9 protein-coding genes and 1 pseudogene are annotated in these 12,255 nt (G+C 67.9%); 5 read left to right on the forward strand and 5 right to left on the reverse strand.

The window, feature by feature from the left end:
• Positions 1-74: 74 nt before the first annotated feature.
• A complete protein-coding gene (locus tag ACFVH2_RS23755) occupies positions 75-1,172 on the reverse strand; it encodes a CaiB/BaiF CoA transferase family protein (protein WP_378427625.1) in 1,098 nt (365 codons plus the stop codon).
• 133 nt (positions 1,173-1,305) lie between these two features.
• On the opposite strand from ACFVH2_RS23755, the gene ACFVH2_RS23760 reads away from it, so the two are divergent.
• Positions 1,306-1,683, forward strand: a complete 378-nt coding sequence (locus ACFVH2_RS23760; RefSeq protein ID WP_378427623.1) for a VOC family protein — start codon at positions 1,306-1,308, stop codon at positions 1,681-1,683.
• A gap of 92 nt (positions 1,684-1,775) precedes the next feature.
• On the opposite strand, the gene hutC is transcribed toward ACFVH2_RS23760, so the two are convergent.
• A complete protein-coding gene (gene hutC, locus ACFVH2_RS23765) occupies positions 1,776-2,531 on the reverse strand; it encodes a histidine utilization repressor (protein WP_378427621.1) in 756 nt (251 codons plus the stop codon).
• A 58-nt stretch (positions 2,532-2,589) separates the two neighbouring features.
• Positions 2,590-2,751, reverse strand: coding sequence for an NAD-glutamate dehydrogenase domain-containing protein (locus tag ACFVH2_RS23770; RefSeq protein WP_378427619.1), 162 nt, complete (start codon positions 2,749-2,751; stop codon positions 2,590-2,592).
• A gap of 881 nt (positions 2,752-3,632) precedes the next feature.
• On the opposite strand from ACFVH2_RS23770, the gene ACFVH2_RS23775 reads away from it, so the two are divergent.
• The 3 genes from ACFVH2_RS23775 (at position 3,633) to ACFVH2_RS23785 (ending at position 6,767) form a co-directional block, all read left to right on the forward strand.
• Entirely contained in the window at positions 3,633-3,779 is a 147-nt protein-coding gene (locus ACFVH2_RS23775) for a hypothetical protein (protein ID WP_378427617.1), read from the forward strand.
• A 212-nt stretch (positions 3,780-3,991) separates the two neighbouring features.
• Entirely contained in the window at positions 3,992-5,437 is a 1,446-nt protein-coding gene (locus ACFVH2_RS23780) for an aromatic amino acid ammonia-lyase (protein ID WP_378427615.1), read from the forward strand.
• Position 5,438: 1 nt separating this feature from the next.
• Positions 5,439-6,767, forward strand: a complete 1,329-nt coding sequence (locus tag ACFVH2_RS23785; protein WP_378427614.1) for an MFS transporter — start codon at positions 5,439-5,441, stop codon at positions 6,765-6,767.
• Positions 6,768-7,098: 331 nt separating this feature from the next.
• On the opposite strand, the gene ACFVH2_RS23790 is transcribed toward ACFVH2_RS23785, so the two are convergent.
• Entirely contained in the window at positions 7,099-7,956 is an 858-nt protein-coding gene (locus ACFVH2_RS23790; protein WP_378475732.1) for an HpcH/HpaI aldolase/citrate lyase family protein, read from the reverse strand.
• A gap of 66 nt (positions 7,957-8,022) precedes the next feature.
• A complete protein-coding gene (locus tag ACFVH2_RS23795) occupies positions 8,023-11,430 on the reverse strand; it encodes an NAD-glutamate dehydrogenase domain-containing protein (protein WP_378427612.1) in 3,408 nt (1,135 codons plus the stop codon).
• 261 nt (positions 11,431-11,691) lie between these two features.
• On the opposite strand from ACFVH2_RS23795, the pseudogene ACFVH2_RS23800 reads away from it, so the two are divergent.
• Positions 11,692-12,255: pseudogene (locus tag ACFVH2_RS23800) on the forward strand (urocanate hydratase); the annotation flags it as partial.

The raw sequence follows: 12,255 nt of genomic DNA on the forward strand, positions 1-12,255 counted from the left end.
CTTGGTGCGGGGCGGGTGGGCGCTCTCGGGCGACCGCCCCCCCCCCCCCCCCCCACCACTGCGGCGCAGCCGCATTACTGCCAGACGTCGGCCGCGTCCACGGCCTCGATCGGCGGCGGGGTCGGGAGGCCCGTCTCGGTCCGCGAGAACCGCGGCGCCGGACGGTGCTGGGTGACCTTGTCCAGCTCGACCAGCGAGCCGCGCGCGGCGATGTGCGCGTTCTCGGGGGCCTCGGCGAAGGTCAGCACCGGGGTGGTGCAGGCGTCGGTGCCGTCGAAGATCGCGGACCACTCGTCGCGGGTCTTGGACAGGAACTTCTCCGTGAACACCTTGCGCAGCACCGGCCACGCATTCTTGTCGTTCTGGCCGGGCAGGTCCGCGGGGTCCAGGCCGAGCCCCTGCAGCAGCACCGCGTAGAACTGCGGCTCGATCGCGCCGACGGCCATGTACCTGCCGTCGGCGGTCTCGTAGGTGTCGTAGTACGGCGCGCCGGTGTCGAGCATGTTCACGCTGCGCTCGTCCGACCACATGCCCTGTCCGCGGAAACTCCAGATCATGTGCGAGAGGGCGAGGGTGCCGTCGACCATCGCGGCGTCGATCACCTGACCCTTGCCGGAGGTCTGCCGCTCGACGAGGGCGGCGAGGATGCCGAACACCAGGAACATGGAACCGCCACCGAAGTCGCCGACCATGTTCAGCGGCGGCACCGGCCGCTCGCCCTGACGGCCGATCGCGTGCAGCACCCCGGTCAGCGAGATGTAGTTGATGTCGTGGCCGGCGGACTGGGCCAGCGGGCCCTCCTGGCCCCATCCGGTCATCCGGCCGTAGACCAGCCGGGGGTTGCGCTCGAGCGCGACGTCGGGGCCGAGGCCCATCCGCTCGGTGACGCCGGGTCGGAAGCCCTCGATGAGCACGTCGGCGCGCTCGATCAGGCCGAGCACCACCTCGATGTCGGCGGGGTCCTTGAGGTTGGCTTCGACGATGCGGCGGCCGCGCTGGGTCTGGTCGTGGCGCTGGTCGGGACCGGGGATCATCCCGGCGCGCTGGATGCGGATGACGTCCGCGCCGAGGTCGGCCAGCAGCAGGGCGGCGTGCGGGCCCGGTCCGATTCCGGCCAGTTCGACCACGCGGACACCCGCGAGCGGACCCTTCCTAACGTCTTCTGCGGACACGGTTCTCCTCAATTCGAGCGCGAGCGGAACGTTGACTTGACAGACGTTAACCCTTCGCCGCCGTCGGGTGTGCCGCGGGTCACGTGCCGCCGGACCCTTGCCTGTCGGGTTCCGGCCGAGCACAGTGGAGTCCATGACGTTCCCCGGTCGACTCGTGGCATTCGTGGCCAGCACGGACCTGGACGTGTCGTCGAGGTTCTACGTCGACACCCTCGGACTCGAGGTGGTCGACCGCACGCCGTTCGCGCTGGTCGTGGACGGTGGCGGCGGAACCCCGCTGCGGGTGACGCTGGTGCAGTCCAAGGTCGACCCCGGGTACACGGTGCTCGGGTGGCAGGTCGAGAACCTCGACGCGGCGGTCGACGACCTGCGCGCCAAGGGCGTCGAGTTCACCCGCTATCCCGGCATGGACCAGGACGACCACCACGCGTGGGCGGCCCCGGACGGCACCCGCATCGCGTGGTTCCACGACCCGCACGGCAACGTGCTGTCGTTGCATCAGGAACCGTAGACGCACGGGTGACCGCCTGCGCCGAGCCGGGATCGCGAGCCGCGACCAGATGCGGGCGTGGCATCGGCTGTCGCGACTGCGCAGCCGCGACGTCAGCGCTGGAACGACCCCTCGAGTCGACCGCGGGAGCCGGGGTGAACTATCCGGGCGACCGTGACGAGTCCGTTGGCCGACCACGTGCGACGTCGGATCAGCAGGCAGGGCTCGTGGCGGTCGATCTGCAGCAGGCGACACTCCTCAGAGCTTGCGAGGACGGCCTCGACGACGTGCTCGCCCCGGGCCAGTGGTGCCACCTTGGAGAGATAGTCGTTCGGGGTGAACGCCGTGAAATCCTGCGCGGCGTAGTCGGGAGCCTCGGCCGGATTGACGAACCGGTCCTCCAGCTGGATCGGCGTGTCGTCCTCGTAGTGCACGAGAAGCGAGTGAAACACCTTGATGCCGATGGCGTCCCAGAGAAACGCCTGTGAGCGGTCGGTCTCCTCCTCTCGGACGAAGACGACCTCGGTGCGGTGCCGATGACCACGCTGGCCGATCTCGTCGGCGATGTTCTTGACCTCGAACAGCGGCGACGCCGTCTTGGTGTCGGCGACGAACGTGCCCACACCCATCATTCTCACGATCCAGCCGTCGGAGGTGAGCTCGCGCAGCGCCCGGTTGATCGTCATTCGCGACAGTCCCAGAGCCTGGACGAACTGGTTCTCCGACGGCAGCTGATCGCCCTCCGACCAACGGCCCGAACGGATCTGCTCCGCGACCAGCTTCTTGACCCGTTCGTAGGCAGGTGCGGACTCTCCGCCGGCCTCACCGAACAGCGCGGCGAGTTCCGCGTCGACGTCAACCGCTGCCATCAGCTGCCCCTGTTCCTCGAACTCCTGCCGCTCCGATGGTCGACTCGGCCCACGAAGTCTAACGACCAGTGCCCTCGGTCCCGACGGCGAGCGGTCGCTGATCGGGATCGAGGAGGACGTGTCGGTGAACAATCGCCCCCCCGAGCCGAATGTACTTGCTGCACAACATTCTGTCATCGAGGACGTCGCCGCTGATGTCACCGATGCCGACGGCCCGCACCCGCCGACCGGCCCATGCATCACGTCAGCCCGGTGGTTGGTTCGACGACCCGAACATATTGCGGGTCAACGACATTGCCCCAGTCGCTGCACGCAGGGAGGTCCCACACCCGGCGTCACGCCGGCGAGGGGGACTCCGACTCGGTGCCACCGAGGAGCATGTCCTCGAACAGGATCGTGGGCCACTCGATCGGCTCGGGAACGAAGGGCCGATCGGCTGTGGACGCGCTCGGCTCCGTCGTCGCCGGACGGGCAGCAGGCGACGGGCAGGCAGTCGGCTGTACCGCGTGCGGCGACCGCGGATCGCATCCTCCTCGCCGGTTCGTCCAGGCGTTGGGTACACTGGCGCGGTCGGATCGATCGGGCGAGTAGGCGCCCGCGGTGACAATGCCGCCACGGAATCGTTCTTCGCACTCCCGTCAGAAGGACGTTCTCGACCGCTGCCCTGGGCCACCCGCGACCACCTTCGATCGCGATCGCCGCCTGGGCCGAACGGGCCTGCCTGCGACGCGACCAGGACCGACAAGTTGACCCCGTCGAATACGAGACCAGCATGACCACACCAGCCGCTCCGGCCACGCGACCGAACCCGCCGCCCGATCGCGCAGCCGTCCCGTTCAACCCGGTGCCCCCATCGGATACCGAACGGTATGCGGCTCATGGTCGGGTCCACCCAGTCAGCGAGCCTGGCTGCGCCGAAGGCCGGTCGGGGGCCGCGCCCCTTGACATCAGCTTGTATAGACCGGAATATACAAGCCGTACTCATGGAACGTGAGCCAGCGCACAACAGCTGCGACAAAACGGGTTCGAACGACAACCGAGTCGCACGACAGCCGAGTGTCGCAAGCAGCGCCCTCACCGCCCGACCGCTAGGAGCACCCGATGGACACCACCTCACCCGGCAACGAGGCCCGCGCGATCAGCGCCCCCGCGTCGCCGAGCGTGCTCTGCGCGGACCCCGACCTCGTGGGCGGCGGGGCCGACCGGGGGCAGTTCCGCGAGCCCGAGGCCAGGTGGCGGAGCGGTTGATCGGAACTCCACACCTCACGTCACTTCGGTGGCAGGCGAGAAGTCGCGCAAGGTAGTTACGCGACAGCACAACGGCCCGGAGCATGCCAGCGAGTCGGGCAACCACGGCTCCGGCACCCTTCTTTTTCGTCGACACGATCGCGCCGAAGTCTGCAGTCCTTCTGAATTGATCAAGTCGGCGCGACGAACACGGACGAAATAGGGAACTCTCAGTGCACGACACCAACGCAGGTCGAAACTTGACCGGAATAGATCTGACAGCTCTCACGGCGAATTCCACGAGCCCATTCGAAGTGGATGCGGTTTCCCTGGATCTCATGGAGCGATCGTGGAAGACGGCGACGAGTGCAGCCGAACGTCGGCAGGTCTACGGTCGGACGACCGGAGTCGGAGCCAACCGTGAGGTGCAGATCGACCAAGCCCTCGAGCAGGACCTCCGGCTGCTGCGCAGCCACGCGACGGGTGCCGGGCCCCATCTCTCCCATGACATCGTCCGCACCGCGATGATCGTGCGGCTGAACCAGTTGCTGGCCGGCGGCTCGGGCATGCACCCGGACATCGTCGAGGCGCTGTCGAAGTCGCTCAGCCACGACGACCTGCCACGGGTCCACGCTTCGAGTGCTGTCGGAACCGCGGATCTCAGTCAGTTCGCCGAGATCGCGCTGGGGCTCATGGGCGAGGTCGACCTCGAGAGCGGTCGGCGGGACCAGCTCTGGCGCCCCCATCCTGGTGATGCTCTGGCGCTCATCTCGACGAATGCCATGGGCGTCGCCCGCGGTATCGCTGCGTGCCGGGCGATGGAGCACTACGTCGCGCACTACGAGGCGGTCGCCGCGTTGTCGCTGATAGCGACTCGCGGCTCGACCGAGGCGTTCGACGAGTTCGTCCATGCGTCGCGCCCGCAGCCACACCAGGCGTCGACGGCCGCAAGGATCCGGACTCTCGTCGGGGATCACCAGTGGACCCCACGGCGGGTGCAGGATTCGTACGGGTTCCGAGCTCTGCCGCAGGTTCTCGGCCCCGCGCAGCACGCCCTCGAATCCTATTCGGCCGCACTGGACATCGAGTTGAACTCGGCAGCCGAGAACCCGGTGATCAGTGTGGATCGAGACGATGTCTTCCACAACGCGAACTTCCACGCGCAGGCCCTGGCCCTCGCGTGCGATCACAGTAAACTCGCGCTCTTCGGCGTCGCGAACCTGTCGACTCGGCGGCTGGCGAACCTCACCGAGCCGGCGTTCACGGACCTGGACCCGTTCCTGGCGGTCGGCCCGGCCGGCAGCAGCGGGGTGATGCTGCTCGAGTACGTCGCGGCGGGGGCACTCGCGCGATCTCGGAATTCGGCGAACCCGGCGACGCTGGGCACCGTCACGATCTCGCGCGGAACCGAGGACCACGCGAGTTTTCATTCGCAGGCCATCGACCAGTTGCAGGAATGCATCCAGTCCGCACGCGAGGTGCTCGGGTGCGAACTCGTCGCCGCGGTGCGGGCACTTCGAATCCTCGATGTTTCACTCGATCCGGAAACTCCGCTCGGTACCTACCTCCAGCGAGTCTCGAGCGTTCTCGATCCGAACTGCCTCGATCGTCCACTCACCCAGGACCTCGAGAACGCGGTTGACTTCCTCACCCAGTCTCATGGACTGAAAGGCATTTGACATGTCCCAGAACTCAGTGATCACCGAATCGACTGACACGCGCGCCAAACCGACCGCGCTCGACCAGATCCCGTTCGGCCGGTTTCACGCCAAGATCACCGCGATGACACTCGGCGCCAATTTCACCGACGGCTACACGCTCGGAATCATCGGCGCGATCCTGCCCACGATCAGCACGCAGCTCGGACTCTCCTCGTTCTGGGAGGGGATGATCGCCAGCTCCGCACTGATCGGCCTGTTCCTGGGCAGCATGATCCTGGGACGGGTCGGAGACATCATCGGGCGGCAACGCCTCTACGTGTTCAACTTCGTGCTGATCGCGGCGGTGTCGTTGATGCAGCTGTGGACCCCGAACGTGGTGGTGCTGTTCGTCCTGCGCGTTCTCATCGGCTTCGGATTGGGTGCCGACTATGCGGTCGGGCCCACCCTGATGTCGGAGTTCGCGCCGCGTAAGCAACGCGGGGCCATGCTCGCCTCGCTCACCGTCGCGTGGACCGTCGGTTACGTCGCCGCCAATGTGATCGGCACCTACCTCAACAACGGCGACGACTCGTGGCGCTGGCTGCTGGTGAGTGGCGCGATCCCCGCACTGATCGTGCTGGTTGTCCGGATCGGCACACCCGAATCGCCCGGATGGCTGATCAGCAAGGGACGGGTCGACGAAGCGCGGGCGATCGTCCGCCGCTGCTTCGGAGTGGAACTGGACACCACCACCGTCGTGCAGGAAGAGGAGTCCACCGCGTACAGGGAACTCTTCAGCCCGGCCAACAGGACGCGTACCTGGTTCGCCGTCCTCTTCTACAGCGCTCTCGTGCTCCCGTACTTCGCGATCTACACGTTCGTTCCCACGATCCTGTCCGGGCTCAAGGTCGAGGACACCGATCTCCAGTCCCTGATCCTCAACATCTTCCTCCTCGTCGGAGGAATCGCCGGAATCTGGTTCGTCGCGAAGATGCCGCGGCGCTCGTTCACCATCGTGTCCTTCGGCGTCCTCGCCGTCTCGCTCGTGGCGCTGGGTGCGCTGAGCGAGATGTCGGCCACGGCGATGATGATTCCGTTCGTCATCTACACTTTCGTGATGTCGGCCGCGTCGAACATCACGCAGGTCTATCCCGCCGAGCTCTTCCCCACGAGCCTGCGGGCCTCCGGCGTCGGATTGGCCAACGGACTCAGCCGAGTCGCCTCGGCCGCCGGCACCTTCATCCTCCCGCTCAGCCTGACGAGCTGGGGAATCTCTACCACGATGTACTGGCTCGCCGGGGTACTGCTGCTCGGTATGTTGATCTCCATCCGATGGGCACCCGAGACCAGCTCACAGCATCTGGTCTGAGCGCTCGGAAATGTGAATACAGTTGCCGCGCTCCGCGATCTACGCGGAGTGTGGCAACTGTCATTGGCGGAAGTTCGCAGTCAGAGCAGTGCGGGTCTGCCCGCAGCGTAGGAGCCCGGCCTGATTCAGGCGCTTCGCTGGGCGAATCGAGCTGCCGGCGAATGCAATCCGCGGTCGAGGCCAACCAGTCCCGTTCGTCCCCGTTCCCAGCCGGGAACGGGGACGAACGCAACGCCGACGGGATCGCGGGCTGCCCCGTGTCAGCGCACGTCCCGCTGCGGTGTCGACGCGAGTCGATCGACGCGCCGCGGAAACAGTACGGTGCGCCCGGTCATCGACCCACGGACACCAGACCGTCGTCGAAGATGTCGATGCGGTACTTCCGGGCGCGGTCGAGGATCGCCTCGGCCGCGCGCAGACGGGGTAGATAGCTTCCGTCGATACTGTCGGTGCGGGTGGCGAGGAGTTCCCTGGCGTGCTGCACTTCTTCCGTGCTGGGCGCAAACTCGGTATTGATCAACCGAATATGGTCCGGCTTCACACAGAGCATTCCGCCCATTCCATTCGCCACGGAACGGCGGCAGTAGCTGCGAAGTCCGTCTGTATCGGATGCGAGGGACGGCCCGTCGATCGGACCGGGAAGTCCGGCCGATCGACTGGCCAGGACGAGGTGCGCCCGAGCCCCCATCGCCGTTGCCGATTCGTCCGTCGCGGACGTGTCATGACGGAAGTCTCCGCTGCCGAATGCCAAGCGGGTCAACGAGTTCGCGCGCGCGATCGATACTGCGCCCAGCACTCCGGTCGCGGACTCGATCAGAGCGATCAAACCTCCGCCGAAGTCGCCGAGCCCGGCCGAGGTCGCGTCGATCTCGGCCGGGTCCTCGGTCTTCGCCAGTACCACCCCGAGAACCCCCGGGCAGTCGGCCGCGAGTTCGAGGTCGACTTGCCAGTCCGCTGTGGTGGCCGGATTCACCCGGATCCACGCCCGCCCGCCCCTCGATGCCCAACGATGGATCTCGTCGCGAGTACGGGGCCTGTCGTCGGGAGCGACTCCGTCTTCGAGATCGAGAATGACGGCGTCGGGGCCATGCCCTCGAACCAGGTCTTCCAATTCGTGCGTGCGTGTTCCGGGCACCAGCAGCCACGAACGCGCGTCACGCGGAGTGACCGCTCCGGCAGACTCACTGATGTTGCGGCAGTTCAGGATAGTGATGGCTCTTCCTCTCGTGGATGGAGCACAGGTCAGTTCTGCGGATCAGCCGACCATCCGCCGGAGCTGACGCGAGGCGACGGACAGCGCCGCCAGGTCCCGTCGGCCGGATGTGGAGATCTCCGCGAGCGTGGTGCGAGCCCTGCGCAGTCGGGACTCGTTGCGCTCCTGCCAATCCGCGATCATCCGTTCGGCGTCGTCGCCGGGCAGCGCCTGCGCGAGGACGTCCAGGGTGAGGGCGCGCACGCTGTCGTACAGCTCGTCGCGCAGGGCCAGGCGCGCGAGCGCATCCCAGCGCCCCTCCTTGGGTAGCTCGGAGACCCCGTTGAGCAGCGGGACGAGTCCCACCCGCTCGCACAGGTGGAAGTAGAGCTCACCGGCGACGGCCGTGTCGCACTCGGCCGAGTCCGCGATCTCGACGACGTCGAGCAGGCCGAACCGGTCGAGCGCCAGTTCGACATCGTGAACCAGGTCCTCGGGTGCGCCCCGCTCCGCGACCGCGCGCGTGCGGTCCCGGAGGTTGGTGCGGTCGGCGCCCACCAGCCACTCCTCTAGGTGCGCGGACGCGTCCTCGATCCGGTCCCGGAACCGCGCGATCTCCGCTCCCACCGCGAGCGGCTGCGGCCGACGGTGCAGCATCCACCGCGACGCCCGGTCGAGCAACCGCCGCGTCACCGAGACCAGCTCGTCGGCGACCTCGCTCGGCACGTCGGCTGCCGCGATCTTCGACCACAGGTCGGGGAGCCCGAACACCTCGCTGACCACACTGAACGCCCGGACAGCGTCATCGGGAGTGGCGCCCGCCTCCTCGGCGAGGCGGAAGACGTAGCTGATGCTGCCACGGTCGACGACTCGGTTGGTCAACGCCGTCGCGACGATCTCGCGGCGCAACGGATGCCGGTCGATGGCGTCGACGTGATCGTGCTGCAGGGGCTGCGGGAAGTACTCGCGCAGGATCGGCAGGAACACGTCGTGGTCGACGAGGTCGCCGGCCAGCAGCGCGCCCTTCAGTTCGAGCTTCACGTGCGCCATCAGCGTCGCCAGTTCCGGCGCCGACAGCCCAGCCCCGGACCGGCCCAGCGCCGCGATCGCCTTGCGATCGGGCAGCACCTCGAGTCTGCTATCCAGCGCGCCGGCCGCCTCGAGCGCCGCGATCTGGCGTCCGTGTACCTCCAGCATCGAGGGCGCGGCGGCGATTGCCGTGCCGATCAACTCGTTCTGGGAGACGTTGTTCGCCAACACCAGTGCGGCGACCTCGTCGGTCATCTCGGCCAGCAGGTGCGACCGCACCTCGGCATCGACGCTGCCGGCGCCGACCAGATCGTCGATCAGGATCTTGATGTTGACCTCGTGGTCGGAGCAGTCCACACCGGCCGAGTTGTCGAGGGCGTCGGTGCCCACTCGGCCGCCCGTGCGGGCGAACTCGATCCGTGCCGCCTGGGTCAGGCCGAGGTTGCCGCCCTCGCCGACGACCCGGGCGCGCAGGTCGCCGCCGTCCACGCGCACACCGTCGTTCGCCTTGTCCCCGGCATCGGCGTGCGATTCGGTCGAGGCCTTGACGTAGGTGCCGATGCCGCCGTTCCACAGCAGGTCCGCCGGCGCGCGGAGGATCGCCCGGATCAGTTCGGGCGGTGTCATTTCCGTGACGTTCTCGCCGAGGCCGAGGACGCGGCGGACCGCATCGCTGATCGGGACGGACTTCGCGCCGCGTTCCCACACGCCACCGCCGGGGCCGATCAGCGACCGGTCGTAGTCGGCCCACGAGGATCGCGGCAGCGCGAACAGTCGCTCCCGCTCCGCGTACGACCGTTCGGGATCGGGATCCGGATCGAGGAAGACGTGCCGGTGGTCGAACGCCGCGATCAGTCGAATGTGCTTGCTGCACAGCATTCCGTTGCCGAATACGTCACCACTCATGTCGCCGATGCCGACCGCCGTGAAGTCTTCTCGCTGGCAGTCGACCCCGAGTTCACGGAAGCGCCGCTTCACGCTCTCCCACGCGCCGCGCGCGGTGATGCCCATCGCCTTGTGGTCGTACCCGACCGATCCGCCGGACGCGAAGGCGTCACCCAGCCAGAAATCGTACTCGGCCGCGACCGCGTTCGCGATGTCGGAGAACGAGGCGGTGCCCTTGTCTGCGGCCACCACGAGGTAGGTGTCGTCGCCGTCGTGGCGGACGATGCCCGGCGCCGGGACGACCGCCCCGGTGCGCCGGTCGATGTTGTCCGTGAGGTCGAGCAGGCCACCGATGAACGCGCGGTAGCCGGCGACACCCGCGTCCCGCAGGGACGCGCGGTCGGACTCGGCGTCTCCGGTGGGCGTGGGCGGACGGCGCAGCACGAAGCCGCCCTTGGCGCCGACCGGCACGATCACCGCGTTCTTCACGGCCTGGGCCTTGACCAGGCCCAGCACCTCGGTGCGGAAGTCCTCCCGGCGATCCGACCAGCGCAGCCCGCCCCGGGCCACCGAGCCGAACCGCATGTGCACACCCGCGACGGTCGGCGAGTACACGAAGATCTCGTGCCGCGGGCGGGGCTCGGGCAGCTCGTCGATGCTGCGCGAATCGAGTTTCAGCGCAAGGGAATCGCGTGTGGGGGTGACGAAGTGGTTCGTCCGCACGGTGTTGCGGACGGCACCGAGGAGAGCACGGAAGATCCGGTCCTCGTCGAGCCCGGACACCTGCTCGATCGACGCCGACACCGCCGCGGCCGCCGTCTCTCCGCCGTCACCCGGCGCTACGGACGGATCGAATCGCGCCGTGAAGCACTCGACGAGGCCGGCTGCGATCGCCGGGTAGCGGCACATCACATCGGCGACATATGCACTGCTGTAAGGCAATCCACCTTGTCGCAGGAACTCGGCGTACGCGCGCAGCACCGAGACCTCGCGCCACCGCAGCCCGGCCCGGGCCACCAACTCGCCCAGTCGGTCCGCCTCGGCGGCGCCTACCCACAGTGCCTCGACCGCCGCACCGAACCGGCGCGCGAAGTCGTCGAACCCGCCCTCCGGGGCGATCGGGTACCGGACGGTGAACTCGTACACCCAGCACGGCAGGTCCGCGCGAGAAGCCAACGCATAGGGACGTTCGTCGAGGACCTCGACTCCCAGGCTCTGCAGCAGCGGCATGAGATCCCCGAGCGACGCGGGTCGCCCGCCCACGTACAGGGACAGGCGGTGGGTGCCGCGCTCCGTCACGTCGGGGACGATCCGGACGCCGACACCCCCGTCGGCGAGCCCCGCCAGGATGCCGAGGTCGACGCGCGCACGCTCGGGGGTGATGTCCTGCTTGTACCCGGCGGGGAGGCCGGAGACGAATCGCGCGAGATGCTCACGCGCTGCGGGGTCCGCATCGGCGAGCACGCGCTCGTCCCAACTGCGGAAGACTCGGGCGAGAGCATCGTCGATCTCGCGGGGGTTCGGCATCGGATCGGTCTGGGTGGAGACGGTGGTCATCTGGGAACCTTCCGTCGGGTGCCACGCTGCACCCGACTGGTCGTCGTGTCCGTTCAACTGGGTCGAGTTCTCGAAATCTGGGGCCGTACCGAGGCCTGCCCCTTGACACGAGCTTGTATAGACAGGAATATACAAGTCATAGTTGCAGAACGTGAGCCGGCGCACAACAGCTACGACACAACGGATGCGGACGACAACGGAGTCGCTCGACAGCCACAAACCGAAGCAGCGCCCTCACCGCCCGATCATCAGGAGTGCCCGATGGACATCACCTCACCCGGCCACGAGGCCCGCCCGGTCAGCGCACCCCGCGGCTCCGAGCTGAACACCCTCGGGTGGCAGCAGGAGGGTGCGCTGCGCATGCTCATGAACAACCTCGACCCCGAGGTTGCCGAGCACCCCGACAACCTGGTCGTCTACGGCGGCACCGGCCGCGCCGCCCGCAGCTGGGCCGCGTTCGACGCCATGGTCGCCACCCTCAAGACGCTGAAGAACGACGAGACCATGCTGGTGCAGTCCGGCAAGCCGGTCGGCGTCTTCCGCACCAACGAGTGGGCGCCGCGCGTGTTGCTCGCGAACTCCAACCTGGTCGGCGACTGGGCCAACTGGGAGCAGTTCCGCAAGCTCGAGGCCGAGGGCCTGATGATGTACGGCCAGATGACCGCCGGGTCCTGGATCTACATCGGCAGCCAGGGCATCCTGCAGGGCACCTACGAGACCTTCGGCGCCGTCGCCCGGAAGCGCTTCGGCGGCACCCTCGCCGGGACCATCACCCTCACCGCCGGCGTGGGCGGCATGGGCGGCGCCCAGCCGCTGGCCGTCACC

This window comes from Rhodococcus sp. NPDC127527, from assembly GCF_042672245.1.
GTDB lineage: Bacteria > Actinomycetota > Actinomycetes > Mycobacteriales > Mycobacteriaceae > Rhodococcus_G.

What these genes read in the sequence shown, in the direction of transcription:
- ACFVH2_RS23760 (WP_378427623.1), top strand. Translation starts at nt 1,306, where the DNA reads ATGACGTTCCCCGGTCGACTCGTGGCATTCGTGGCCAGCACGGACCTG.
- hutC (WP_378427621.1), bottom strand. Translation starts at nt 2,531, where the DNA reads ATGGCAGCGGTTGACGTCGACGCGGAACTCGCCGCGCTGTTCGGTGAG.
- ACFVH2_RS23775 (WP_378427617.1), top strand. Translation starts at nt 3,633, where the DNA reads ATGGACACCACCTCACCCGGCAACGAGGCCCGCGCGATCAGCGCCCCC.
- ACFVH2_RS23785 (WP_378427614.1), top strand. Translation starts at nt 5,439, where the DNA reads ATGTCCCAGAACTCAGTGATCACCGAATCGACTGACACGCGCGCCAAA.
- ACFVH2_RS23795 (WP_378427612.1), bottom strand. Translation starts at nt 11,430, where the DNA reads ATGACCACCGTCTCCACCCAGACCGATCCGATGCCGAACCCCCGCGAG.